The sequence below is a fragment of the Oricola thermophila genome, from assembly GCF_013358405.1.
Classification (GTDB): domain Bacteria; phylum Pseudomonadota; class Alphaproteobacteria; order Rhizobiales; family Rhizobiaceae; genus Oricola; species Oricola thermophila.
Genome location: NZ_CP054836.1, coordinates 2,313,928 through 2,340,399, shown reverse-complemented (window position 1 = coordinate 2,340,399; position 26,472 = coordinate 2,313,928). Strand labels below are relative to the sequence as shown.

General features: G+C 58.3%; 18 protein-coding genes and 4 pseudogenes. 9 read left to right on the top strand and 13 right to left on the bottom strand.

Features of this window, described 5'->3' with window-relative positions; genetic code table 11:
- Window positions 1-892: 892 nt before the first annotated feature.
- Window positions 893-2,626, bottom strand: coding sequence for a hypothetical protein (locus HTY61_RS11345; protein WP_210268612.1), 1,734 nt, complete (start codon window positions 2,624-2,626; stop codon window positions 893-895).
- 161 nt (window positions 2,627-2,787) lie between these two features.
- Between HTY61_RS11345 and HTY61_RS11340 the strand changes: the two genes are divergently transcribed.
- From HTY61_RS11340 to HTY61_RS19705, 4 genes and pseudogenes are all read left to right on the top strand, one after another.
- On the top strand, window positions 2,788-3,513 hold the full coding sequence (locus HTY61_RS11340; protein WP_210268611.1) for a hypothetical protein: 726 nt from the start codon (window positions 2,788-2,790) through the stop codon (window positions 3,511-3,513).
- A gap of 843 nt (window positions 3,514-4,356) precedes the next feature.
- Window positions 4,357-4,500 (top strand): annotated as a pseudogene (locus tag HTY61_RS11335) (transposase); the annotation flags it as partial.
- A 115-nt stretch (window positions 4,501-4,615) separates the two neighbouring features.
- Window positions 4,616-4,879, top strand: a pseudogene (locus HTY61_RS11330) (IS21 family transposase); the annotation flags it as partial.
- A gap of 4 nt (window positions 4,880-4,883) precedes the next feature.
- Window positions 4,884-5,174: a DDE-type integrase/transposase/recombinase gene (locus tag HTY61_RS19705; RefSeq protein WP_175278525.1), complete on the top strand. Its 291-nt coding sequence runs from the start codon at window positions 4,884-4,886 to the stop codon at window positions 5,172-5,174.
- A 637-nt stretch (window positions 5,175-5,811) separates the two neighbouring features.
- On the opposite strand, the gene HTY61_RS11320 is transcribed toward HTY61_RS19705, so the two are convergent.
- Genes HTY61_RS11320 through dapA form a run of 3 tightly spaced genes read right to left on the bottom strand, consistent with a single transcriptional unit; the run spans window position 5,812 to window position 10,893 of the window.
- The gene (locus HTY61_RS11320) at window positions 5,812-7,041 is read right to left on the bottom strand and encodes an ArgE/DapE family deacylase (RefSeq protein WP_343045193.1); all 1,230 of its coding nucleotides are present in this window, start codon (window positions 7,039-7,041) and stop codon (window positions 5,812-5,814) included.
- A 28-nt stretch (window positions 7,042-7,069) separates the two neighbouring features.
- A complete protein-coding gene (locus HTY61_RS11315; RefSeq protein WP_175276889.1) occupies window positions 7,070-10,018 on the bottom strand; it encodes an FAD-dependent oxidoreductase in 2,949 nt (982 codons plus the stop codon).
- Entirely contained in the window at window positions 10,015-10,893 is an 879-nt protein-coding gene (gene dapA, locus HTY61_RS11310) for a 4-hydroxy-tetrahydrodipicolinate synthase (protein ID WP_175276888.1), read from the bottom strand. The genes HTY61_RS11315 and dapA overlap by 4 nt, the downstream gene beginning before the upstream one ends.
- A gap of 212 nt (window positions 10,894-11,105) precedes the next feature.
- Between dapA and HTY61_RS11305 the strand changes: the two genes are divergently transcribed.
- The 4 genes from HTY61_RS11305 to HTY61_RS11290 all read left to right on the top strand — a co-directional run bounded on the left by HTY61_RS11305 (window position 11,106) and on the right by HTY61_RS11290 (window position 14,783).
- Window positions 11,106-12,080, top strand: a complete 975-nt coding sequence (locus tag HTY61_RS11305) for a TRAP transporter substrate-binding protein (protein ID WP_175276887.1) — start codon at window positions 11,106-11,108, stop codon at window positions 12,078-12,080.
- Between the two features lie 72 nt (window positions 12,081-12,152).
- Window positions 12,153-12,662 carry a TRAP transporter small permease gene (locus HTY61_RS11300; RefSeq protein WP_175276886.1) on the top strand — a complete coding sequence of 170 codons (510 nt, stop codon included), beginning with the start codon at window positions 12,153-12,155 and terminating at the stop codon, window positions 12,660-12,662.
- 3 nt (window positions 12,663-12,665) lie between these two features.
- Window positions 12,666-13,952 carry a TRAP transporter large permease gene (locus HTY61_RS11295; protein ID WP_175276885.1) on the top strand — a complete coding sequence of 429 codons (1,287 nt, stop codon included), beginning with the start codon at window positions 12,666-12,668 and terminating at the stop codon, window positions 13,950-13,952.
- Between the two features lie 153 nt (window positions 13,953-14,105).
- Window positions 14,106-14,783: a GntR family transcriptional regulator gene (locus tag HTY61_RS11290; protein WP_246272786.1), complete on the top strand. Its 678-nt coding sequence runs from the start codon at window positions 14,106-14,108 to the stop codon at window positions 14,781-14,783.
- 142 nt (window positions 14,784-14,925) lie between these two features.
- Here the strand turns inward: HTY61_RS11290 and HTY61_RS11285 are convergent.
- The 4 genes and pseudogenes from HTY61_RS11285 to HTY61_RS11270 all read right to left on the bottom strand — a co-directional run bounded on the left by HTY61_RS11285 (window position 14,926) and on the right by HTY61_RS11270 (window position 17,901).
- Window positions 14,926-15,866 (bottom strand): annotated as a pseudogene (locus tag HTY61_RS11285) (IS630 family transposase).
- Between the two features lie 206 nt (window positions 15,867-16,072).
- On the bottom strand, window positions 16,073-16,474 hold the full coding sequence (locus HTY61_RS11280; protein ID WP_175276884.1) for a metalloregulator ArsR/SmtB family transcription factor: 402 nt from the start codon (window positions 16,472-16,474) through the stop codon (window positions 16,073-16,075).
- A gap of 71 nt (window positions 16,475-16,545) precedes the next feature.
- Window positions 16,546-16,818 carry a hypothetical protein gene (locus HTY61_RS11275; RefSeq protein WP_175276883.1) on the bottom strand — a complete coding sequence of 91 codons (273 nt, stop codon included), beginning with the start codon at window positions 16,816-16,818 and terminating at the stop codon, window positions 16,546-16,548.
- Between the two features lie 36 nt (window positions 16,819-16,854).
- Window positions 16,855-17,901, bottom strand: a complete 1,047-nt coding sequence (locus HTY61_RS11270; protein WP_175276882.1) for a permease — start codon at window positions 17,899-17,901, stop codon at window positions 16,855-16,857.
- Between the two features lie 504 nt (window positions 17,902-18,405).
- Here HTY61_RS11270 and HTY61_RS11265 point away from each other — a divergent pair.
- Complete coding sequence (locus HTY61_RS11265; RefSeq protein ID WP_175276881.1) at window positions 18,406-19,956, top strand: site-specific integrase; 1,551 nt, start codon at window positions 18,406-18,408, stop codon at window positions 19,954-19,956.
- Between the two features lie 257 nt (window positions 19,957-20,213).
- Here HTY61_RS11265 and HTY61_RS11260 read toward each other — a convergent pair.
- The 5 genes and pseudogenes from HTY61_RS11260 to dndD all read right to left on the bottom strand — a co-directional run bounded on the left by HTY61_RS11260 (window position 20,214) and on the right by dndD (window position 26,472).
- Window positions 20,214-20,968, bottom strand: a pseudogene (locus tag HTY61_RS11260) (IS5 family transposase).
- A 78-nt stretch (window positions 20,969-21,046) separates the two neighbouring features.
- Window positions 21,047-22,285, bottom strand: a complete 1,239-nt coding sequence (locus tag HTY61_RS11255; RefSeq protein ID WP_175276880.1) for a DNA phosphorothioation-associated DGQHR protein 1 — start codon at window positions 22,283-22,285, stop codon at window positions 21,047-21,049.
- Entirely contained in the window at window positions 22,282-22,827 is a 546-nt protein-coding gene (locus HTY61_RS11250) for a hypothetical protein (protein WP_175276879.1), read from the bottom strand. Before HTY61_RS11250 ends, HTY61_RS11255 begins: the two co-directional genes overlap by 4 nt.
- 28 nt (window positions 22,828-22,855) lie before the next feature.
- Window positions 22,856-24,391: a type IV secretion system DNA-binding domain-containing protein gene (locus HTY61_RS11245; protein WP_175276878.1), complete on the bottom strand. Its 1,536-nt coding sequence runs from the start codon at window positions 24,389-24,391 to the stop codon at window positions 22,856-22,858.
- Window positions 24,388-26,472: a DNA sulfur modification protein DndD gene (gene dndD / locus HTY61_RS11240; RefSeq protein ID WP_175276877.1), complete on the bottom strand. Its 2,085-nt coding sequence runs from the start codon at window positions 26,470-26,472 to the stop codon at window positions 24,388-24,390. Before dndD ends, HTY61_RS11245 begins: the two co-directional genes overlap by 4 nt.

Sequence of the window (26,472 nt, the reverse complement as noted above, 5' to 3'; positions counted from 1 at the left end):
GTCGTCATATGTGCGGTCGGCCCCAATTTCATTTCATGCAGCAGCGTGTTCAGGCGTCTGGCCATCCACGCAGCTTTCCTATGATCGGAATGCCTAAGGCTCAGTGAAAGATGGGACGACCGGCGTGCCGACCGGAACAGTGCGGGGTTGCGGGGCCGCCAGTAGAAATGATGTCCTCGCCGGTCGAGATTTTGCACTTCGTGTCTCGTTGCCATGACCGAACCGCTCGATTCGTCGGGAGCTCGGCGCGCAATGTGCCTCAGCCCTGTGCCTCGGTTTCGTGCACAAGGTGGTCCGGATGGCTTTCGACGGATTCGCAGCGATGATGATTTCCCAATGAAATCAATCGCTTGAATGGAAAATGGCTGGGGAACCTGGATTCTCAGCCAGTGTATCCGCACCAAATCCCGGTCTTACTGGAGCTACCCGTCATACCGCATTGTGCACTAGTCATGTGATCCAGATCTGGGCGCGGCGTCAAGCGGCGCGAAAACTTTTCGCCGAGCCACTTGGAAGACCACGTCTCATGAGTGGTTAGCGTTCGGACTGGGAGGATAGCGGACTTCGGCAGCAGTGAGTGAAATGACCGCCTTGCTGACAGGCCATTTTGGGGCTGATCCCGTCATTGGCAGACTATCGGCGGTGGACGAGTGGCTGAAAGCAGCTGGTTGATAACCAGTCGAACGGTTCGAGTCCCGCTTCCCCCGCGTTGTGCCGCAACAATTTACGATTCGCCTAAGTTCTCTTGGACGCGCACGTGCGCGCAGTTCTTTGCGTAAATCTCAGAGAACTGGCAGCAAGGCGGCATGATATGTCAGCTTTATCGCCGGCGACCGCCATCTTTGCTATCAGCTTCGCCACACTTAATCCGCAGCGCCCCCACTACCCAAAATTATTGCGCAGTGTTTGCAGCAAGATCTGCAACAGTCTCGCCGTCCCCGTATCGTAAACCTACGCTGAATACGCACCGCATCCCACGATCAACAGCGCGGAGGGCAATATCGTTGAATTTTCTTATGCAGAACGCTGTTTGGTAGTGGGCGTGCCAAATTGACCTCCAGCCTGAGTCCTTGCGCCGATAGATCGAGCAGATTCGTCCATAGGGTTCGACGGAAGCAAGATCTATGTGTGTCTCCATAAATACTGCGCTCTCTGCTCGCTGGCTTTTGCAGACCAAGTTACGGATCTCAACCGCAGGCTTATCCGTTACGATGGTCCGGCTGCTGGGCTCCTTCGCAACCGGCGCGCCTTTTTCTGCAGGGGCGTTCGGATCCGAGCCGTTGCTCCCAACCGTAAAGGAGTCTGGTGGAATGGGTGTGCTACCTTTCCCGTCAGGTCTCGCTGATTTGGCAATTTCCTCCCGAATCATTTCGTGAACACGATATCCTGCACCTTCATAGGTAAGGACAACCGATGGCGCGATCGTGCCCACACGTACCGCCATCTCCAAGGTCGCCATTGTGGTATCATTGAGTGGGATATCAGCGATCCGATTGTAGTTGCTATCCAGGATGTCATGTCCGACGGCCATCGCGTTCATTCCCGGCACCTTCGAGATGCCTTCCATGAACTCGCTCGTCTCAGTCAGGGCAAATGCTGGGTCGTCCGGGGTTTCTGCAAACATTCCAACGTGCGGCCGTTGTGCGTCGAGGCGAGTCACATCTATTTCTGGTTTGCCGCCGCGATAACTAATGCTTCCGTCGGCACGTCGAACATAGGCTTCCGGTGGCGGCAAACAATCCAAGCCCGAGTTCGGGTCGGCTGCAAGGCAGTAGGGCTCACCGGTTGATGCCTTGAGATTGTCCTCAAGGTTTGTCGTGGTAAGTTCCTTGTAACCATCGCGGATCACGGCCATAGTCATGCCTGCGGTGACTGCATTCTCGATGTCGGCCTGATCCCCGCCGGCCGCCGCCACTGCCATGCCAGAGATTGCTCCTGACATTACGGCTCGCTGAATAGTTTCGTCGATCGTGACGTCCTGAATGACGTCCACTCCTTCAACGTCGGAGATTTCTGCCATGGCGAAAGCGGTTGCGCCGGCTATGATGCCTGCGCGGAGAGCGAGGCCCAAGTCACCGTCTGTCGCGTGGTATGCTAGCCAAGCAGAATATGCGGCCGCCCCGGCCGGTCCCCCATATGCGCCTGCTGCAACTTGGCCAACGGCTCGTAGAACCGAACTTCGCGCAGCGGCTTCTGCTGCGTTTTCCTGGGCGTCATTCAGGGGGTCTGCTCCCAAGTGCCAGATCGCATCTATGAACTTCCCCTCCTCGATTCTCTTTGCGGCCCGTTCGATAGACTTCGCTGCATCCTCTATCGTCGCTTCCGCGTAAACCACGACGGCGTCAAGTGCGTCGCAAATGTCACCTCCACACTTGCCTTCCTCAACAAGTATCCGAAGGTCTTCTCCGGCGTTACCGATTTCCTTGATAGTTTTTTTGCCGAGCTTCTCAGCTTCCTTACCTACATCCCGTAATCCGTTGCCGATTTCCCGGGTCAGCTTTTCGCCGTGCTCATGGATCGGCTTCCCGGTTAAATCCTTCACCAGATCCCAAGCAGCTAGCTGCGTTGGTAATAGGCACAGACTTGCCGTAAAGCACAAAAGAATCAGGCGATTTTCTCTTGGCATGGCGCTCTCGCTGATACTGAGGTCTGCAGTAGAATAGCATCTTAGTATCGCCGGATGTTCTTTGTCGAGGGTTGATTTGCATATAAAACTGGTTCACTAATATAGAATTAGTGACCGACCGAGGTGTACTGGTGATGGTTCGCTGTGAAGTCTTTGTTGTGATGGCCTTTACTCTGTTCCTTTTTGGAGGAGAAGCCGCCGCTCAGGCTCGCGAGAACGCGGCCTCGCCCAAAGGGGGTACTCGCGAGGCCGCTACATGGGGCGACCCAGCATATCCAGACATAGACTATTCAATCCCCTTTGCCCGCGATCTCCATAGAGCCGGCGCGTCGTTCTTCGGTTGGTGGGGCCTGTTTGACGATAATTCGGGCTCTACAGAATCACACGATCTACTGGCTGTGAACTTCTCTTCCAATCGGGATCCAGAAGATCCGAATGCAGCGGTGCTCTTGGCGATTTGTTCTGGAGGGAACCTATACTTGGGTTACTTTCCGAGGCAATTGTCTCCGGAAGCGGCGCCAGGAGCGACAGCATCAGAGGCAAACTCGACGGGAGAGGTCGCGGACGATGCCCCAAAAGATGTTTTTCAGTGGGTTGCTGAGAATGAAAAGAGAGCAGGAGTGGTTGTCACTTTCCAAATAGATGACTTTCCTTCGAAAGGTTCAGTTTGGTACAAAACACACAACGGCAATGGCGTGATATTAAAGGATCGGTTTGCGGAAGACATTATCCTTCGTATAGAGGCTGCAGAAACTATGAGGATTACGCTTACCGAAGGGCATCGCGATATTTCGAGCACGTTCCGTGTAGTGGGAGGCGATGCTGCGCTCAAACCAGTTGTCGAGCTTTGTTCGCCGACTGGGACGGGAGCAGCTCCCGCCCAGTAACAAGGCTAGCGCTTTTACTTGAGCGCTCGGGCGTAAGGTCTACGAAGTCTCGGGACCCTCAATTCGTGCCCGCAGGCTCCAAGGAAGGCGCATCTGCGGGCCGAACCATCTTGGGTAATCATTGAGACGAATTGAGGGATGGTACGGTGCGCTAGCACGAATATGGCGAGATGATCGTGAAGATTGTCGAAGGCCGGCAGATCGACAACATACCGCAATTGTTGCGCTTTGAGATACGGTCATAATGCGGCAGCCACGAATGGCTGATTTTGGGAAGCGCGATCCGACCGTATAATAACTAAAATGGGGCGCAAAGCCGACGGCGCGAAAACTTTTCGTTGCGCGATGGGAATTCCGCCGCGGAGCGTGTGTGCCAGGTCTCTGGAGCGGAGCGTAAGCGAATAATCCTGTTTTGCCGAAAAGAGGCGGCACGGTGATAAGTCTGGGAGTTCAGGGTATTGTGTTTTCGCTGCAATGAGGGATTTCACAGCATTGGTAAACTGGTCTGCGAAACAGAACGCGGGCGGAGACAGTCGGACCGGTCAGGGGGCGAATCGACTCGATCTTAGTGTGGAGTGCGCGTCCCAACGGATCGAGCGATGAGGGCCGAGGAACCGCGTTACCACCACTACTTGCCGTCGTTCTACCAATCTCGGTGGGCGGGCGAGAACGGAAAGGTGCGTCGTTTCAGTAAGCCGCACGGTGATAAGCTGGTAGCAAATGGGTTTCGCCAAAAGTACCTGGCGGTGAAAAATTTCTCTACACCGACCATACAGCGCAGAGGTGGTCGCGAGATTTCGGGCCAGTTGCTAAGCTTTAGCGACTGACGAAGGAATACCCCAGATGACAAAGTGGAAACGCTATTCGGCGGAGTTCAAGGCCAAGGTTGCGCTTGAAGCCATCCGCGAAGAGTTGACGACGGCCGAGCTGGCCAGGAAGTACGGCGTCCATCCGACAATGATCAGCGGATGGAAGAGAACGGCAATCTGTTGATCGGCGTGGAATAAGGCCCCCGTTTTCGGGGTGACCGGCGTCTAAAATGGACCCCGTAAACAATAGGGTTCACAAAGGCTCTCGAGATTAACGGAGAGCCTCATTTGGGATGCTGGTTGTGGAGGCGATTGCGAAGATGCGTCGCGCCTATTTCATTCAGAAGAAGCCGATCAAGGCGATTTGCCGGGAACTCAAGGTCTCGCGCAAAGTGGTTAGCAAGGTGGTACGTTCGCAAGCGACGGAGTTTCGCTACGAGTGCGATCACCAGCCCCGGCCGAAGCTGGGAGCGTGGACGGGGGAACTCGACCAGCTGCTAGCAACGAACGAGGACAAGCCTGCGCGTGAGCGCCTGACGCTGGTGCGGATATTCGAGGCGCATCTCGGCTACAAGCGTCGGCCCGGTTCCTAGAGCGGCAAGCCGCACCCTTGCCCGACGGCGCGATGTCGACGCGCCGAACAGGACGTGGGCGACTAACAACACCTACATCCGGACCCGGAAGAGCTTTGCCTGCCTGGCCATGTTTATTGACCTATTCTCGCGCCTCGTCGTCGGCTGGTCGCTGCAGAGTTGGCAGACTACTCATGTCGTGCTGCAGGTGTTGCTCATGGCGGTGCGGCGTAGAAAGCCGAGGAGCAAGGTTCTGATCCATACCTATGAGGGGGCGTAGTTCATCAGCATGGACTGGGCGGCGTTCCTGAAGCACCAAATTCTTGAGCAATGAGCCTTAGCGGCAACGGCCATGACCATGCCGTGGCGAAGACCTTCTGCAATCTCCCTAAGCACGAAAGGATATGGCGCAGGACCTACTGAACATGCGAAGAGGCAAGGAAGGACGTGTTTGTCCACTTCGATAAGTTCTACAATCCGAAGCGCAAGCACGTCATGAACGGGATGCTGTCACCCGTCGAGTTCAAGTGACAGCAGGAAATGTAGCCCGAGGGTGTCCAGGACACTTGAGACTGTTCACTTCGTCTGAGGGCGATCATAAACGTCAGCGAGTGATGGCTCTTTTGGTTGCAGCCTTGGTCGGCAATCTTTCGGGCACAATATCTATGGACGTTAAGTTTCCGGCCGCAATCCAGCGTCGGGCCTCTGCACCCGGAACATAGCCCCATAGATCCTCCCTTTTCCTAAACATGATGGCGGACCACTGCATTGGGGGAGGATCAGGCGGTGTCTCAGTTTGAAAATGCAGCCGGCGCGCTGGCTGAGGCACCCTGGGTCAGGCAGGCTGGAATTACTCGAGTCGGCCGAAACCGCTCGCGGATATCAGCGCGAGCGGTCGGGGAAAGCCGGAAATGTTTTCAGCGCGCACGCAGCAGGTCACAGGCGGCAAGCGCGATTACCTTAGAGGAAACGGCAAGTGTATCGAGCGGCAGCCGCTCGTCCGCGCGGTGTCCGTTTGCCTCGATCAGGGTGCGGGGTCCGGCACCGTACATGACAGTCGGGATGCCCTGCTCGCTGTAATGTCGGGCGTCCGTGTAAAGGGGAACAGCGGTCGTGCCAACCGATTCTCCAAGCACCTGGCAGGCACGTTTCGCAATGCTATCGGCAAGAAAGTCGGCCCCCTCTACCGGCTTGAACGGCCTGGCGAGCAAGATTCTCTCGACTTCGATGGAGATACCGTCCAGCCGGGATGCGCATTCTGCCAGAACTTCGCGCAATTCCGCCTCCACCGCGTCCGCGTCCTCGTCCGGAGTGATGCGACGGTCGATCCGCAAGGTGGCGCCATCGGCCACCACATTGGTGTTGATGCCGCCATTTACGAGGCCGACAATGCAGGTTGGATGGTCGATGCCGTCGAAGGTGGACTTCCGCTGTGTCAGAGAATCGCCGTAGTCGTAGATGGCGCCGATGACCTGTCCAAGCGCTGCGATCGCGTCATGGCCGGTTGTCGGCATTGCTGCGTGCGCGGATTTTCCCTTGATGCGCGCCTCCAGGTGGAGACAGCCATTGTGCGCTGTGACGACAGCATAGGAGAATGCGGCGCATACCGCATAGTCGGGCTTGCTCAGGCCTTGCGAGAGAATATAGCCCGGACCGGTATGGCCTCCGATCTCCTCGTCATAGGTGACGTGAAGTTCGACCGTTCCATCCAATTTCGCGCCGGTCTCGATCAACGCCTTCATGGCAAAGGCGTAGGACGCAATATCGGACTTGGACACGGCCGCGCCCCGGCCATACATCCAACCGTCGCGAATCTCGCCACCATAGGGATCGGTGGACCAGCCGGAGCCGGGCGGAACGACGTCGCCATGGGCGTTGAGCGCGAGCACCGGGCCGTCACCGAACCGATGGCGCACGATTAGGTTTGTCGCCGAGATCATGCCGTGGCGTTTGACCACTTCATCGGGAACAGGATGGCGTTCCACGGTCAACCCTGCGGCCTCAAGCAACTCGGCCGTGCGCTCGGCGTGTGCCGCGCAATCGCCTGGCGGGTTGTCCGAGGGTGTCCTGACGAGCTCGGCCAGCATGGAGACCGCGTCGTCGCGATGCTCCTCAACATATTTGCAGATCGCGGTTTCCATTACCATGATTGCGAGACCTTTCCTTGTTTGCGGTTTATGTGGATCGGTTGAAGCGATCGAGAGTGAATGGTCGCAGCCGCGCCGGAACCTCTCCGCTGCAGATCATCGAGGCCAGTTCCATCCCCATCATCGGACCGAGCGTATAGCCATTGGCCATGGCGGCAACCCACAGGTTGCGACGCCCCGGCACCGGCCCGATCAGGGGGGCCCCGTCAATATTGACGTTCATGGCAGCCCAACTGCGGATCATGCGCAGGCCGCGCACCGCAGGCAGTGTTCGGCATGCCACCCAGGCGTTGCCTTCCAGGCTTGCCATGTCGACGATCGTTCGCTTGAGAAGCGGATCCAGCGTGGCTGACCAGCCACCGCCAATGATCAGGTTGCCGTTTCTGGCCTGTTTCAATGTCAGGCGTCTGCGGGCGTGGGCGAGCAACTGATCGATCAGCGGGGGGGCAGGTTCGGTGACGATCATCTGCAAGGGAGCGCCCTTGACCGGAAGGTCGAGCCCCAAAAGCTCTCCGGTGGCAGCACTCCAGCCTCCGCCGGCAATGACCAGTTTCCCGCAACGGACCAAGCCGCGCGCGGTGGTCAGGAGATAGCCGTCCCGGTCCTCTTCGATCGCCAGAACGCCCGCGCGTTCCTCAATCCGTGCTCCTGCGGCGCGCGCGGCGTCGGCAAGGATATGCGTGGCGATCAGCGGATTTACCTTGCCCTCTTGTGAGCAGAAGGCAGCACCGGCAAATCCGTCCTGTATGTTCGGCGCAAGCGATCGCAGCTCCGAGCTGTCGATGACACGCGTATCGATGCCCAGTGCCCGTTCGGAGGCGGCCTTTTCTTCGAGGAAGCGGAGATCCTCCTCCGTTTCGGCAACCATCAGGCCGCCCTTCACGGAGCGTTCGAAATCGGCGTCGAGGCGCTGTTCGAGCTCGGCCCAGTAGTTGACGGCGTCGCGTTGCAGGGGCAGGGCCGAGAGCGCCGGTCCTCCACCGGCCTGTGCGCGCTCACCGAAGTCGTAGGAGAGCAGTTGCACATGCAGGCTGCCGGCATTGCCACCGGACGCGCCGCTGTTGATGTTGCCGCGCTCCATTACCGCCACGTCCAGTCCGGAACCTGCCGCTGCAAGGGCCGTCGATACTCCGAGAATGCCGCCGCCAATTATTGCCAGTTCGACTTCGATATCGATTCGTGGCGCGTCGCGGTCTGCGGTTATGGGGAGTTTGGGCGGTGCGACCTCGCGATGCCCCTTCCATTCCGTCTTTTCCCGCGCGATTGCGCCGATCGGCAGCGGTTTTGTCGGGGCCTGCGGCATGAACCGGGCTTCCTTGGGATGTTCGGCGCCCAGCATGGCGGCAACATGAGCGGAGCAATACCGGCCTTGGCAACGTCCCATGCCGACGCGGGTCATGCGCTTCAGGGTGCCGATGTCCCGCGCCCCTCGTTCAACGGCATCCTCGAGTTGTCCGTGCGTGATGTCCTCGCAGCGGCAGATGATAGTGTCCTTGGTCGGTTCCGGTCGTTTTGCGGGCGAAAACAGTGTCCACAGGGCTGCTTGGAACTTCCGTGCCCGGTCGCGAACGCGGCGCGCGGTTGTCTGGCGCACCTCATCGGGCGCGTGATCGAGGTAATGGGCCGCCGCCATCCCCGCGAGCGCTCCGGTACCCCGCGCGGCAGCAGCACCTTCGATGGCTGCCCCGTCGCCTGCTACGAAAAGGCCGGGCACGCCGGTCCATCCGTCGTCGTCACGCGAAATCACCAAGCCGTTGCCGTTCGGAGCAGCGACGAGGTCCACGCCCAGTTGGCGAGCGATCTCGTCGGAAGGATCGAACCCGTAACCCAGGCAAACGGCATCCGTCTCGAAAACGATGTCGCGGCCGGCTCCGTTCGTACGTGTCAGGCGGATCTTTTCGACGTTTTCCCGGCCTTCGATCGCGGTAACGACCGCGCCTTCGACAAGTGGAACGCCTTTCCGAGCAAGGATGGTGCGATAGCGCGCACCTGCAGCGATCAGCGCCGGAGCATGTATCGTGGCTCGCAGCAGTGCGCCGATCTTGGACGGAGTGGTCAATCGGGCCGCTTCGGCAACGGCAACCACATTGGCGCCACCGGCGAGAAGCTCGGCGGCAACCTGGAGGTTGAGCGGTCCGTTTCCCGCCACAACAATGCGATGCCCCGGCGCGACGCGGTAGCTGCGCGCAAGTGTCTGCGCGGCTCCGGTCGTCATCACGCCGGGAAGCGTCCATCCCGGAACATGCCAGGGTTTCTCTCGCGCGCCCTGGGCCAGCACGAGAGTGCGGGCCACCACACGGCTCTCTCCGTCTTTGCCGTAAATGCCGAGACGAAACTTCGTCTCGTCGCGCCTTGCGAACCAAACCATTGCATCGGTGCGGATTTCCGCGCCAGCCCTGATGGCTTCGGATACGGCCCGTTCACGTTCGCGAAACTGGCGGTCCGATGGGCCGGCCGAAAACTCGTGCGATGGGGAGAGGGGCTTGAGATACTGCCCTCCCGGTGCCGATCGCTCGTCAAGTACGATGACAGAGGCACCGGCAAATGCCACTTCGGTCGCGGCAGCCAGACCGGCGGGGCCCGCGCCAATTACGGCGCAGTCGAAAGGCGTTTCTTCGGGTTGTTGCGAAGGCGTGGGACCAAGCGCCTCAAGGGCTTGTAGCCCACCCCCGTGCTGGTGGGGTTCAACTTTCATGCCGTCTTGAACGGCAGTCATGCAGGATCGTTCGCCGCCGCGCCCGTCAATGTCTACGATGCATTCATTGCACACGCCCATACCGCAATAGAACCCGTGTGGGCGGTCGTCACGCGAACTGCGGAAGGCCTTGATTCCCGCAGCGATAAGCGCAGCGGCGACGGTCTCGCCTTCGATTGCGGTCAGGGGCCGGTCTCGCCAATGAATCGTGACCGGTTTTCCCCGGCGCCGAAAGGGGCCACGCTCTAGCCGCAGTCCGCTTTTCGCGGCATGGTCCCTCATATCGCGCCGGCCTGTTGCAATGCCTCCCGCGCGGCGGTCAGGTCATCGTCGGAAAGCGGCAGGCGCGGCATTCTGGGGCTGCCGACCGGGTGCCCGAGCACGGCCAGTCCGGCCTTGGATCCGGAAACATAGCGGTGTCCGCCGACAAGCCTGATGACGGGCAGTACCTGCCGGTATATCGCCCGTGCCTTTTCGAGATCCTTTTCATCGGCGGTTGCGGTGAAGAGGTTGGCGAATTCCTTGGGCATCAGGTTCGAACCGACCGCGACCCAGCCAATCGCGCCGGCGAGGAAGGATTCGAATCCCATGATGCCGCCGAAAACATTCATTCGATCGCCGCAGAGATCGAGAATGTCTCGAATGCGGGTCACGTCCATTGTCGATTCCTTTATGTAGGAAACGTTGTCGATGGTGCTGAGTCGCGCCACGATCGGGGGTGTCAGGTCGACGTTCGCCGTCGCCGGGTTATTGTAGAGCATCACCGGGAGCGATGTCGCGTCGGCGACCGCCTTGTAGTGGGCAAACAACTCGTCTTCGGTCGGAGTCGAGTAGAAGGGCGGGATCACCATCACGCCATCCGCTCCGGCAACCTCGGCCTGCCGGGTCCAGCGCACAGCATCCTCGGTCCATTCGGCGCCCGTTCCGATCAGCACGGGCACGCGACCTCGCGCTTCGTCGATGACAGTCTCCACAACCTGTTCGCGCTCGGATTCTGTCATCGAGAGGAATTCGCCGGTGCTGCCGAGAGGGATGAGGCCGTGGATTCCCTGGTCGATCTGCCAGTTCACGAATTCACGCAATGCCGGAACGTCTATGCCGTCGTCGGTGAATGGCGTGATCATGACCGTGTAGGTGCCGCGAAACGGTTGCGTCATGAAATTCCCTCTTATGCCTTATGTGCCGCCTGTCTGCGTTCAGAATGAATTATTTCTGTATTGCAATTGTGCACATAATGTGCACTCAATTCGCCTGTCAATAGTGACCGTGCAGCTTGGGCGTCTGAATTTGTGCGGTTCCGGAGCCTCTTGCGGGAGGCGGGGCGGCGAACGTCCCGGGGAGCCGTCATTGCGCGCCGAAAGGAGAAATAATGAAGAAACTCGTGACTATGCTCATCGCCTCCGCGGCCATTGTGATGCAAGCCGGGAGTTCATTTGCCGAGGTGACGTTGAAGGCCGCTCACTCGGCAGCTGATACCGAACCGTATCATATCGGTCTGAGTAAGCTTGCCGATGATGTCGCGGCTTGCACCTCGGGCGAGATCAAGATTGACGTGTTTCCGAACAACCAGCTTGGAAACGAGAAGGAGATGATCGAGGGCGTACTGCTTGGAACGATCGACATCACTTCGCCGTCGAACGCGGTTCTCACCAACTTTGTCCCAGAGTTGGCCGTTTTCGACCTGCCGTTCCTCTTCCGCGACAGGGATCATCTGTACAAGGTGATGGACGGCGAGGTCGGCGATGAGCTTGGCGAATCCGTGAATGCGGCGGGCTTCCATCTGTTGGGTTTCTTCGAGGCCGGCATCCGCCACATCATGACCGCCTCCAAGCCGATCAATTCCATCGAGGACATGCAGGGCCTGAAGATCAGGACGATGCAGAACCCGATCCATGTCGCCTCGTTCAACGCCTTCGGCGCGAATGCGACGCCACTTGCCTATGGCGAATTGTATGGGGCCTTGGAGTCCGGTGTCGTGGACGGCGCTGAAGCAGCGAACTCGAACTACGAGGCCAAGAAATTCTACGAGGTGGCACCTAACTGGGCACTGGTGTCCTGGACCGCTCTCGTGGTTCCCGTGATCATGTCGAAGGAAAAGTGGGCTTCGTTGAGCGACGCAGAGAAGAATTGCTTCAATGCAGCCATAGCAGAGGCAGAGAAGGTGGAGCGCGCTGCCTATGCGAAGACCGACGAGGACAAGCTTGCGACCCTAAAGGCCGAGAACGTGAATATCACCGAGCCGGACGTACAGCAGTTCCGCGATGCGGCCCAGGCCGTCTATGACGAGTTCATCACAACCGAGGATGGCAAGCGTCTGCTGAAGATCATCGCCGAAACGAAGTAGGCCGCTACCGGAAAGCGGGCGCTTACGCCCGCTTTCCTCGCCAATCCTGCGGGGGAGAGAGAAAAGAACACGATGCAGCGAACTCTATCCGCGATTCTGACCGTGGTCCGACGGTTTTTCGATGTGGTGATCATCCTGCTGTTTTCCTACATGGCGATCGCGGTGGTCGCGCAGGTGATCGGCCGTTACGTCTTCAACTATTCGATTGCCTGGGCAACGGAAACCGCCACCTACGCCCAGATCTGGATGGTTCTCGTGGGGGCGGGCTACGCGATGCGCCGCGACATGCATGTTAGCATCGATCTCGTTCTTCCGCTGTTGCCCCGCATTGTCCGGCAGCTTGTCACCCTTCTGATAACGGCGATGGCGCTGTGGTTTCTCTGGGTGGTCTTTCAGGGAAGTTTTCGCCTTATAAAGATCGGCGTCATCCAGAAGTCGCCGGCGCTCCAGATTCCGATGCTCTATCCATATCTGTCGCTGCCCGTCGGTGCCGCATATTTCGCCTTCGAACTGATCCTGCATCAATGGAACCGCCTCAAGGGGACGGACGATCCCGACGACATCACTTCCAGGGAGGGCTGATCGATGGTTGTGACATTTTCCTCGTTCCTGCTGCTCATCCTGTTCGGTGCCCCGATTGTTTTCGCGCTTGGCGTGTCGGCGACCGTGGCTCTGGCATTCACCACCGATACGCCGCTGGCGATCGTTGCGCAGCGTGTCTTCGCCGGCCTCGATTCGTTTCCGATCATGGCGATTCCGTTTTTCGTTCTGGCTGGCTTGATCATGGAAACGGGCGGCATCGCCCGCAGGATAGTCAGCCTAGCCCAAGCCCTGATCGGGTGGATTCCGGGCTCTCTGTATGGCGTTTCGACCGTGACGGGTACAGGGCTCTCGGCCATTTCGGGTTCCGGCACCGCCGATACGGCAGCTATCGCATCGATGATGATCCCGGAAATGCGGCGCCGGGGCTACGATATCGATCTCGCCACCTCGCTGATCGCTGCCGCAGGATCGCTCGCGCCCATCATCCCGCCGAGCGTCTTTATGATCGTGGTCGCGACCATCTCCAATCTGTCGGTTGGGCGTCTCTTCCTCGCGGGGATCGTCCCAGGACTGGTGATCTCGATCGGGCTGCTGCTTTGTGGCTATATCGTTGCGCGCCGTGGCGGCGAACGATATCGTGACAATGAACGCTTTACCCTGTCGGCATTCCTGTCTGCATTGGTTGCCGCCATTCCGGCTCTTCTCCTGCCGATCATCATTGTCGGCGGCATTGTCGGCGGGGTCTTCACACCGACTGAGGCGGCTGCCGTTGCTGTCGTCGTCGGGTTGGCGGTATCTGTCCTGATATATCGCGAACTGTCGCTGAAGGAACTGCCCGGCCTCATTCTCAGGACGGCCGGACTGTCGGCGGTCGTCATGATGGTTATAGCCACGGCCTCGATATTCTCCTGGCTGATCGCCAGCCAGAATGTTCCGGGGCTGCTTGGTGGCTGGATATCGCACGTTACGGATTCCCGTGTCGTTTTCCTGCTGATTGTTAATGTGCTCCTTCTGTTCGTCGGCATGTTTCTGGAGAGCATCTCCGCAATTGTCATTCTTGTGCCGATGCTGATGCCGATTGCGCTTTCCTTCGGAATTGACCCAACCCATTTCGGCGTCGTTGTCTGCCTGAACCTCGCGGTCGGCATGATCACCCCGCCTTATGGCATCTGCTTGTTTGTCGCGTCATCGGTGGCCGAGCGTCCAATTCAGTCGGTGGCCAGACGGGTCTGGATCCCGCTGGTGCCGATGATGGGAACGCTGCTTGCCATTACCTTCATTCCCGAGATCGTTCTGGCTCTGCCGAACGCGGTGATGGGGGGCAATTGAAGCGGGAGCGCCCGGGAAGGCGCGCAAGCGCCCAAGTTCCGGGGATGCGTGTGAAAAAGGTGTGAAATCAACACCTTGGGAATGGAATATTGTTCGTGTCGGTATGTTTCGTAGTGAATATGTGCAAAGATCAAACTGGGATGGAAACGGGTTATGGCTGACATGGGAGCAATGTCTGAAGTCCCGCTGCGAACGCGTGCAACTGCGGATCCGCTTTCTGAGCGGGCCTACAGGGCAATATCTGCGCTGATTCACAATCGTCAGCTGCGCAGCGGGGAACGTATCGTCGAGCAGCGATTGGCGGAAGAGCTGGGGATTTCGCGGACGCCGCTGCGTGAGGCATTGCAGCGCCTGGAGGGCGAGGGGCTCGTCGTGAAGAACGGCAGCCGGTCCTACAATGTCAGGCAAATTGGCCTGACCGAATATGTTCAAAGCCTGAAGACCCGCGAGGTTCTCGAAAGCGAGGCGGCAGCCTTGGCGGCCGGGCGCGTACCTGCGGAAGCAATTGCCGCCGCGCGCAGCGAGATAGAGTCTCTCAGAAAGTCCGTCCGTTACCACACTGAGGCCCACTGGCATTCCGACGATACGGTGCACAATCTGATCGCCGATCATTGCGGCAATGCGGTGATGGCCCGGTTGATCAAGGGGTTGCGCGGCACCACACGACTGTTCGAAATCGCCGGATTGGCCGAGCGGGTCGATCCAGATTCCGAAGAGCACATGAAGATAATCGACGCACTGGATGCCGGCGATTCGAAGGCTGCTCGTCGTGCGGTCCATGCCCATATAAGAAGCTTGGTGAAGTATTCGTTGGTAGAAGCCGGCATTTGATCCCCCCCGCTCTGATCCGTTCCCCTATCAGTACGTTGGATATATTCCCGCAACGGCGGTCGTTGCCATGTTGAACCTTTAACATGGCTGAGCAGATTGCCACCCGTAGAGTTCGTGTTGTACGATTTAGAGCAGAATCCGTTCATGCTGCATCGTATCCGGCGGCGGCGAAGTAGTTGGCACATTCCTGCGCCATGAAGGTTGGGATCAGGCTGCCGATCCTGTCCCACAGGCGGTCGATGGTGCGCTCAGCTGCCTTCCTGAGCATTGCCTTGAGCTTCGAGAAGGCATTCTCGATCGGATTGAAGTCCGGGCTGTAGGGTGAAACAGCAACGAGGCTCCCGCGGTTTCGATCATCTGGCGAGTCCGCGGACCCTTAAGGCTGGACAGATTGTCCATGATCACGATGTCGCCCGGCCGCAGTTCCGGCACGAGCACCTGCTCGACATAAGCCTCGAAGGCGATCCTGTTGATCGGCCCGTTCAGCACGAAGGGCGCGATCATGCCGCGCAGTGTCAGCGCACCGACGAAGGTCGTTGTCTTTCAGTGGCCCTGAGGCACGCCCACCCGCAACCGCTCGCCGCGCGGAGCCCGGCCATGGGTGCGCGCCATGTTCGTCTGGGTCCAGGTTTCATCGATGAAGACCAATCTTGCCAAGTTGAGGTCGATCTGTTCGTCGAACCACACCCGTCGCCGCTTCAGGATGTCCGGGCGGTCCTGCTCGTTGGCGTGCGCGGTCTTTTTACGCGTGATCCGGTGACGCTTGAAGAAGCGTTGGATCGTGCCGAAACCGAAAACGTGGCCGCGTGCGGCAAGCGCCCGGATCATCTCCTGGATCGTGATGTCGGGCGTCTCCTCAAGCAGCGACAGGAGCAATCCCTTGCAGGCGTCGATGCACCTCGACCGTCGATCGCCGCCGAGCGCCTTGGGACGAGGATCGCCTTGCTCGCGCTCACGTGCCCGCCAGCGGCTCACGCTGGCCGCGCTGACGCCAAAGCGTTCACCCGCCTGACGATGGCTGAGGCCGCCGGCAACGGCGGCAAGAACACGTATGCGAAGATCGAGCGACAGCGTCTTTGACATGTCCGCCGGCCTCCTTGCTCCCGGCAGACATCATGAATCATCAATTCGCTGATTTGAGAATCCCCGCCGAGTCACTAAGCTGGGGTGCTGCTCTAGGCTTTCCATGTCTTATCTCAGCACTTCGATGTCGTATCAATGCCGGAGCAAATATGTGCCAACTGGATAGAGTAATATAATCCATGGGGAAGTCTTGTCCCCACATCCGTTTACTCCTTTGCTGCTCGGCAGATTTCTTCCCATTCGGGGCTTCCCGGCCCTATGACGCAATGCCCGTCCTGGCGTAGGCTCAGGCGTAGGCGGCATCTCTTGATTTCGTCCTCGAACTCATGCGCGGGGATAGCGCGCACGACGTCGGCAAGGCTGCGGTGGAAGGCGTCGTCTTTTTTGCTGAGCGTATAAAAGACCCATTTGCCATCCTTTTCGGCCCGCACAAGATCCGCTCTAAGCAGGATTTTGAGGTTGCGAGACACATTGTAATGGGTCTCACCGAGCACATCCATCGCCTCGGCAACGCAGATGCGTTCGTTGATCCGCAACAGTAGCCAGAACAGCCGCAGGCGATGGGGCTCGGCTATGGCCTTCAGTACTTCGACATAGCGATCGTCCATCACGTATCCCTCTGGCTGTTTTCCACCGGGAAATACCCGAACGCCCGGCGAACGGCAACGCGGCGGCGGCTTCAGGTCCCGCCACTTCTCTTCGCTAGGGCGATCAGAAACATGATGACGCCGATCAGGATCACCACGCCGGAATGGGTTGCGTGAAAGATCGTTTCGCTTCTGCTCGCCCCGGTGAACAAGGCGATCCAGAAGAACGGGCAAAACACGCCCAGCAGCATGACACAGGCCCCCGGACGCGCGGACTCGGGCAGCTTGTGCTCTGTCACCATGCGCCTCACGGCCCGCCAGAGATGGGAATAGGGGCACAGGTTCAAGAGGACGCTGAACTTCATGCCGTGCAGGTTCCTTTACCGATTGCGGTAGTAACGTTAGGCGATAACTACGAAGATGCCTCCTCCAACCATGGCGAGCGTCAGCACGGTGGCCACGAAGGCCACCACGGCCCTGGGCTTGAGGATCGACGAGATGATCGCGATCTCGGGCAGGCTGGCTCCCGTGCCGCCGATCAGCAGGGCCATGGCCGCCCCCATGCCCATGCCTTTGGCGATCAGCACCTGCAGCAGGGGCAGCGCCATCTCGATCCGCAGGTAGAGCGGCACGCCGATACCCGCCGCGATCGGGATCGCGTACCAGCTGTCGCTACCAACGTATTTTTCGACAATTCCCGCGGGCAGGAAGGCGGCCGACAATGCGCTGATCACTGCCCCGATCAGTACATAGGGGATGATCCGTTTGAACAGGGCCATAGCGAAGGGCATGGAAGCGCGGATGCGTTCCGCATGCGGCAACCCCGTATGGGTGGTGACCGCCGAGCCGGAAGAGCAGACGATGGGTACGGCCGTATCGTCGCAGCGTGCCGTTAGCGTGCGGTCTAGGTTCATCGACGCCATGGCCGGCGTTCCGGCGCAAGTGGGGGCAGGGGGGGCGCTGCAAGCGGTGGCGGGCGCGGTGCTGCAACTTGCCGCCGGCGAGGTCAGGTCGCGCCGGACCGCGTGTTTCAGGGGGGTGAGCCCGATCAGGTAGCCCGAAAGAACAGCCCCGCCCAGCGTTACGGCGATGTAGACGAGCGTCACGTTGATGCCGAAGGTCGCCAAGATCAGCCCGACCACCACGAAGTTGCACAGCGGCGCCGAGATCAGGAAGCCGAAGATCGTGCCCATCGAAGCTCCCACCTCAGCCATGCCCATCACCACTGGCACCATCGATGCGCTGCAAAACGGCGTTAGCGTGCCCAGAAGTGCTCCCATTAGGGGGCCGCGCTTTTCGTGTTTCGCCAGTTTCTTCTGTAGTCTCTCTTGCGGGATGTATTCTCGAACGATGCCGGTCAGCACCGACACGACTGCTATGATGACGACGAGCGCGCCGCCAACATGCAGGAATTCATTGAGGGCGATCTTCCAGGGGCTATCTTGCATTTTTGCGACCATGTCTGTAGCGATTCAATACGTCCGCAAATTAGCACGTATGTGCATACACGCAAGAGATTTTGGTTGAGGCGTACAACACATGCCCCACGCTGCGCGCTCCGCCATACAAGATTGGCACAAGGCACCACGACATCGGGGAGGCCGGGCGATTGCAATTCAATCACGCGGGGGTAGAGCGATAGGGCGGTCACCATGCTGAACCATGTTCTATGGCGCATCCTTCCGTTCTGAAGGAAAGACAGCACCATTAGAGCTGGGACCAAACAGCTCACCTGACATGAAAATCATTTGACTCCGGTCCCATACCCACCGCCATTTGCTTTTGCACTTCCCGCCATCACGGATTCCCGCGTTTCCGCTGGTTTCAGGCCCGCCCACCCGTTTCGGGGGCATTTTCCTGCGGCAGGAGATGGCGGTGTATCGTCCCCGCGTATCGTGCGGAGAGGCTCGTGGCGGTGTTTCGCGCGGCCGCGCGGGCAAGGGCCTAGTCTCGTGCGCTCAGGTTCCGTTTACATTTTCCAGATCAGGATACCGAAGGATCTCGGAGGCGGGCGCGAGATCGCCAGGGGCGGGGACGGCAACCCGATCGTCAGGGAGAATGCCGACCTGATCGCGCAACGCCATGCCGACAGGCTGATGACGACAGTGTCACGGAAACAGGAAACCGATGCCGCCGGGCCGCGGAAAAGTTTTCCGAGGCAGTTTGAACGGCAGCCGGAGCCCGTCAGTGCGCCATCGGTTCCGGATGCCGGAAAGCTGTACTCGCTGGGCGGTGGTGACATGGAAACCACGAGTGTTTCCGATCACGCCTCGACGGTTGTGCCAGCCACTGACAATGCGCCCGCGAAGTCGGAAACGGACCCGCTCGACGAAGACCGTCGTTTCGTGCCGAGGCCTGCATCTAGCCTTCCGCGTTTCAGCGAGGTCGCGGAAGCCTATTTCGCGTCCTGGGCCGTCCAGGCGGGCGAAAACAGCAAGGACATCCGTACGGCGCGGCGCAGGGCGGCGCTGTTTACCGAGCTGATCGGCGATCATCCGATCGATACATACAAGGCCGGGGACTTGCAGGCCTATGTGCGGCTGCTGCAGTTCTGGCCGGGCGACAACAACAAGCGCCCGGAAGGCAAGAGCGCGCGCGAGATCATCGAGGACAACCGGGATCTTCACCTGAAACCGATTTCGCTGAGTTCGCTGAAGAACGGCTATGTGTGGATCGTCCGGACTGTCGTCTCCCACGGCGCGCAGGAGCATGATTTCAGGAATCTGTTCGACAAGGTCCGGCTTCACTATCCGCGCACGGCCGCGCGCCCGAAATCGTCCCAGCCGCTCAGTGCCGCGGCGATCTCGTCGATTTTCAGGACGGGCGTGGAGAGCGGGCTGCTCGACGAGGCCATGCTGCCCTTGCTGGGCCACCTGACGGGCCGCAGGCTCGGTCTTCTGGTCCACCTGACGGGCAACGACATCCGCGAGAAATATCCGGGCGTCTGGGTCGCGGAGACCGACGGCATCGTCAAGCAGAATGGTGTCTGGAAACGCGTGCCGTTCAAGACGGATGCCAGCACCAGATTCTTCGTCCTGCATGGCTTCCTCGAAGAGATCGGCTTCATCGAATGGGCGAGAGCGCAGGGCGACAGGTTCCTGTTTGCCGAGCTCATGAAACTGAAGGACCCGAGCAAGAGCGCGTCGTCCTATATGCAGCGACTTTTTCTCAGGGCCGGCATCGAGAAGGGGCGGCGCGAGGTCTTCCATTCGCTGCGTGCAGGAAACATCGAGGACATGCGCGACGCGAAGATCGATCCGCGCGATCGGCGGATGCAGGCGGGCCACACGGTCGGCACTGATGAGCACGACAATTACGGTTTCAAGGCGATCAGCGAAACCCGGGCGCGGGAGATGGTGCGCCTGCCGCTCAACCCCGAGATCGACTACTCGGTGTTCCGTGGACTGGATTTCGAGAAGATGGCGAGGAAGAAGAGGGCGAATGGGAAGCGGAGGGGAATAGCGGAGGAGGGAGCGGAACCTCTAATCTCCGTAAGTAATTGATATCAAGAATGAAATCTCTGACATTTCGCGCGCTGCGATACGTACGCTCGTACAAAGATCCGGAAATGGCGTCAAGCGGGCGAAAAGTTTTCGTCATCAGAGTGATCCCAATATTTCGGTTTCACGAATATCTGAGCATTTCTCGGTCATCGGAGGCCGTCAAACAGCGAAAGTTGTTCTGGTTTCCGAGACATCGGAAGCCAAGAAGTTGAAACCCATGATCGATATTCGGTGCATCTTCTAGGGTCGAGACTCGTTTAATCCCAGAAGGCTATGAGCGTGACAAGGGCGACAGCAGACATGAAGTTGCGCGCGAACTTGTCGTAGCGCGTTGCAACGTAGCGGAAGTCCTTGATGCGGCAGAATGCATTCTCGATCAGGTGACGGTCGCGGTACCGGCGTTTGTCATAGGCAATCGTGCGCTTTCGGTTGACGCGACCGGGAATGACCGGAATGGTTCCCTGTCCGCGCAAGGCGCTTCGCAGGGCATTGGCATCATAGCCTTTGTCGGCGAGGAGATAGCGAGCACCATTCAGTTGTGACAGTAGCGCCGGAGCAGCTTTCATGTTGGAGACGTTACCGGGCGTGAGGGCAAAGGCGAAGGGCCGCCCAAGGAGTCAGTCAGGGCATAGAGCTTGCTGGTTTGGCCGCCGCGCGATTGGCCGATATCCTGCGCTTTCGCCCCCCTTTACCGCCATGGGCCGAGCGATGTTCCTTGATATAGGTGGAATCGATGGAAGTGCTTCTTGTTATCGCGCCGGCACCAGCCAAGGCCTCGACCAGACCTGTCCAGAAACGGCGGCGTGACCAGCGGTTGAACCGGTTGTAAATCGTTGTCGCGGGAGCGTATTCCGGCGGGCAGTCGCACCAGCGGCATTCGACCTTGAGAACGTGGATAATCCCCGAAATAACGCGCCGATCATCGACACGCCGCGCGCCGGGCTGGTTCTTCGGTAAATGCGGTTCAATCGCCGCCCCATTGCGCATCGCTCAGCCAAAAAAGCCTGCTCATTGTCACCTCCAGAAAAGCCTCTGCAGGTTCTGAATCTGATTTGCGCAGATCACCCGATAGGCTGATTGGGTTTCGACCCTAAGCGTTCAGACCAATGGCCTCTTCAATAACTTTGCGAATGTATGTTCGGCCCGATCCAGAAGGATTCTTGAAGCGATCTTCGGAGAAATCAATCTCGTTTGCGCCCTTCAGTTTGCTGCTAAAATAATCCTCGCTGATGTTCCGATCTGCTAAGGACTGCCCGGCCAGTTGTCGCAATATGTCAAAAACAGCTTGAACGCCGATCGTCCTTAATATGAACGAATCTGCCTTTGCTTCCTTCCAGAAAACTGATTCACACGCCCTTAAGTAGTTGAGAACCATCTTGTAAATCAGTGCGTCATTTTCCTCAATATAAACATCCCGAAGAGGCGATCGATCTTTCGGTCCATCACGGAGGACCTTTCGCGGATTGGCCTTGCCCTTCCGCATCGCATTGGCATCGCGCTTGGGATTGCTTGAAAAAAGGCGAAGTACGCCGTCTACGACAACAGCCGTGGAAACCTTCCAGTCCGCTTCCGCAGCCAGTTTATCAAGCGCCTTGTCGCGTTTCGGGGCGACCATGATCCGGCCTCGTAGTGGGGACTCATGGTCAGTGGCCAATTTGCGCGCTAAGAACACCGCAAGCTTGTCTGGCGTCCAATATTTCTCTTCTTCATCCGACACGTTGTAGCCAAACAGTTCGTAAGTTAGACTTCGATCGACCTTTTTCTGATTGGAGTTGATGGTCGCAAATATCTGCGCTTGAAGAGCTTTAGGCAGGTCGATGAAGATTGAGCAGAGCAAATCCATACTCTGCATGGCTTCCGGTTCGGCGCGTGCGAATGAAAACAGCCGGTGCTGCCCATCAATCACAGCAGCAAGCTTGTCCGAAGTTGGGATGGTCAGAGTATGGCAGCCATTATCGGATTCTTCGATAGACCAGACGCGGGAGTCAGCAACCGGAGTGCCGGTGTCTTCTTCTCTAATATATTCCAATTCCCCTTGGTCGAAACCGGACTCCAAGTCGTAATTCGCCGCAATGATGATCGAGTTTGGAAAGGATGAATCAACACGGTTGATGTAGGCGCTAATCTCAGTCAGCCGCTTATCCTGCATGAGACGTTGCGTGCCCTTAAGCTCATAGCCATCGCCATCAGGCTTCATGATCGCGCGCATGGTGTCGCTTGCCGCAACTTGCAACAGTAACTCAGCTGGAAGAACAGCAACGTAAAACGTGCTGAGCCGCTGCTCGACTTTAAGAGCCTTTGTAACGTAGGGAAATGTAATGGCGGTCATTGCACAAACCCTTCAGTGCTTCCTTTGAGTTTTCGGTTCACACCGCCTCCAACCGCGTCATCATTTCTCGGTTTGGTCTTGAGGTCTGGATTGTCTGCATTTGCGATCGTCCAAATCCAAATGCCAAAAACTGATAAGATCACCGAAAACCAGAAAACTTGCGTCTGAGATTCCTGCCGAAATTCCTGAATCCCATGAAATACTGCAAAGCCGAGCATAACCAGAAGGGATGTTATGGCGAACACCACCATCAGAGACTCGGACTTCTTGACGGCTTCAAGTGTCAACTGCAAAGTCGCTGCCCCGATAAGTGCTGGATAGAAGACTGAGAGCGCTGCCCGCACACCAGTAAGGGACGAGACATCGAACGGGGCGCCAGCGAACGAGTGCTTTACAAGTTCAACAACAACGCCGAACCCGCTGAACACGACAACGCCGAACACAAGATAGAAAATAAAGGTAAGGTCAGATAGAGGTACTCTCGTTCGGCGCTTCAGCTCACGCCAAAACTCAAGATTATATTCCGAGTTCTTTTTCTCCATTGACTCTTCTCTTACACCGGAAAAATACCTACCAGGCTTTGATCTTTCTTGTCGTTTTGTCGAACCGGACGAAGCATTGTCCCGTCTGCAAATTCGTCAGGTTCGCGCCCTTGCCGAGGACGCGCGCTGCTGCCCCTGGTTTAGCGTTCGTCGCAAAGGCTGCGACCAGTCCCATGTTGTCGAGGAACTCGTCATCTTCCCCGGAGAAGTCGTCCGGCGATTGCGAGACGAGCATTACCGCGCCGCCCTTCGAACGGCTCATGCGGATCAGGCGGGATAGAGACGGAAGCCTAGTGCCGAGTATCTGGTGCGCCTCATCGATCATGCAGAGAATGCGTAGACCCCGCGCGCCATCCGGGCTTGTCTCGGCATCGACCAACCCGTTGAGGTGCTGGTCCAGCGCGTCCAGAAGGAGGTTGACGACGATGGTGCGGCTATCTTCCGGCACGTTCGGTGGAAGCTTGATAATCCAGCTCTTCTGGAAGAATTCTGCCGGAGACAGCGTTGGCTCGAATAACGGAAAGCGGCACAACTCTTCCATGCTGGAGGTTGCACCGTCTTCCTTAGCCTCGTGCTCCTCATAAACCTCCAGAAGGCGGTCGCGGATATGACGCAGCTCGCAAGGCTCTTCGCTTGCCAACGCTCGTGCTGCCGCTTCATGGACATAGTTCCTCTGACGGTCGCCAAGCTTGGAGCCCTTCAAACGGGAGAAGGACTCGCGAAAGCGAAGCGCCGCTTCATCAATGCCGAATTGATCGCGCTGCGCGAGCGCCAGAACATCGAGCGGGATCGGCATCCGAGGCGGCTCGATGACTTCGGCCTCAAATGCTTCGCCGAGAGGAATTTGCCCTTGCGTACCGGTGAAGCCCGACAAGTCGCCCTTGAAGTCGAATGCGATCAACGGCACTGGCGTTTGCTCACGGATCGCGCGCAGCATGGCTGCCGCCATAACCGTTTTCCCCGATCCGCTGCCGCCCATGATCGCGGTGTGCGGAGCGCTGCCCTTGCCGTTCAGGCTCCAGAAGACTTTCTCCTTGGTCGAAACGTCTTCGCCGATCTCGCCGAGCGGAACTTTGATTTCTCCGCTGGAGAACGTTGCATCCGACGGGCCCGCGCCTCCGCCAATCGGCAGCCTGCCGCCAGCCGTGGGCAACTCAGCCACTTCCACCAATCGCTGCACGAAGCGCGCGATGTCTCCCCCGGCCTGTTCCCATTCTTCATCAAGTTTGGCCAAGCCGCGACGCCAATGCGCTCCAACCAGCGAGACCAGACGCTTGATGTCAATATCGGGCTCTCCAGCGCGCTCTACAATCAGCGCTAGCCAGACCGATAGGGCCGTGCCCGTGCCGAACAGGGTATCACCCTTGATCACCTTGCCTTGCTCAAGCTCATCCGCTGGTATCTCCACCGGGGCGCTCATTGCAAGGGAGCGGGCGATTGCAAGACGAGCTGGCAAGTAGCGCTTGCGCATTCCGAGCCGCCCCATGAAATCGGTGTTCAGCTTGTCGCTGTCATAGTCCGTGCGGAAGTTCGCTCCGGCCAATTCAACGAGGGAGATGCTCATGCTTGGCCTTCCATATCTTCGAAATAACCTAGCCTGACGCTCGATTGTCCGATGTCACCAACCCGCTCGAAATGAACCAAGTACTTCTTCTGAACATGCGGTGCGATTTCGCGCAGATACTCACCAACCACTTCCGTGTCGGTCGAGAGTAGGATGACTTGGTGGTTCCGCTGCACCAGATGATTGAGTACGCCCTTGCGGTGCTCGATATCTAGCCTCCCGAGCGGAGTATCTACCACCATTGGGAAGCCACGCCCGGAGACCGACGAAACCGCCGAGATCAAGGCTTGGGTAAAAATCTGTTTCTCACCTGCCGATAGATCATAGCCGCGCAAATCCATGTCATCGGCATTCAGCAGCTTCACATCGCAGTTCTCATCAATCGCAATCCGCTCCACCAAATCCTTCTTGTGCGCCATAGCGCGGTGCGCCTCGGTCATCGCAGCTGCAATGGCATCAATCTGGCTTGGGACGGCCTTTGCAACTATCTCATCCACCATCAGCGCGACCTTGTTTGCACGTGCCGCGCGCCTTGCAGATGGCGCGGCTTGATCAAGCTGGCCGGAGAGCTTTGTCAGTTCCGTGTTCTTCTGGTTGATCTGGCTCTCCAAAGACGCCATCTCGCGTTTCAGCGCGCCAATTTCCTGATCATATTGCTGGAGCTCTTCATTCACTCGGGTGAGGCGCTCGCGCTTCTTATCGATATGCGGAGCGACCGCTTCTGTGCGCGTCACCTCATCTTGCAGGCGTTTCAGAGATTCCTCGTTCGCCGCGATGGAGTTCAAGAGTTCGACAATTCCAGGCGCGCCAAGTTCATCCAGCTCATTCAGCCGGTCGATGACCTTCGAGCGCTCCAGCTCATTCAGATAGGGATGCAGATATTCATCGGCGCAGTTGTCCGGCGGTGGATACCAGAGCTTTTCCCAGGCATTACGCGCAATATTGAGAACGCTTTCACGCTGTCCATCGCTCAAGGAGGGGGTGATCGCGTGCATGCCTGCCTGGACGGAGGACAGGAACCGCTCGAGATTGCTATCGCCTTGGTTCTTGCCGCTTTCCCATCGCTCGAGCACGCCCTCCCTCAGAAGCCTAGATTTGACGCTCTTTCGGAGACTGAGGCCTGAGAGCGCCAGAGCCAAATCTTTCATCATCAACTCTTCGAGCCGCGCATGACCATCTTCAATGGCCCGCTCATAGTTCTTGATTTGCTCGAATTGCTCCTGAAGAAGCGCCTGCGAGCCTGCGCCGAAGCTTGCCAGCTCACGGATCAGATGCTCTTGCTCTTCTCTTAGCGCGGCGCGGCGCGGCTCGATTTCCGTCAGGCGCGTCGCCTTCTTTTCATACTCAAAATTCAGCGTATGGCGCTCAAGCTCCAACTTCTCGATGGTCTTGTCGGAAACATTGGGCGATTCCCTGCGCCGAACTTCTGCATAGGACCGCAAGTCTTTGGCAAGCTGCTTCAGCACCGGAATGCCAAGGAGGCCTTCGATCCCGGCCCGCACCTGCGCGGACATCTCACGCTCGGCCAGCACGCTCACTTGTTCGCCGTCGAACAAGAAGAAATGCGCGAGCGTGAAGGGAAGAAGGTTCTCGGCAATGTACTCGCGGAACCAATCCGCGCGGTCATTGCCTTGCAATGCTCCAGGTCCGACCGCCTTGCGGGTTGAGCCTTCATAGATGTGAATCTCTTCGTCCTGCGGGCGATAGACGCCGGAATCGCTGAAATGCCAGATACGTTGGATCTCCAACGGCTCATCATTTTCGTCGGTGAAGACCAGTTTGACCGAGCATGACGTGCGGCCCGCCGCGGTCGCGCCACGATGCAGGGCTTTTTCGAGAAAGTTCTTGTAGGAGATGGCAAGGCGTTCCTTATCTACGCCTGAAAACGGCGAGCGCGCGATGAGCGGCAGGCCATCCCGCCCGAACATGCCAAGAACAATGGCTTCGAAAAGGCTCGTCTTACCGTAACCGTTGGGAGCGCCGATCAGAATAATATTCTTATCCTTGGTCGGCGCAGGGAAGTCGAAATTGGCAGACGTGTAGGCTTTCCAATCCCGGAGCGTAATCTGTGAAATGTGCAT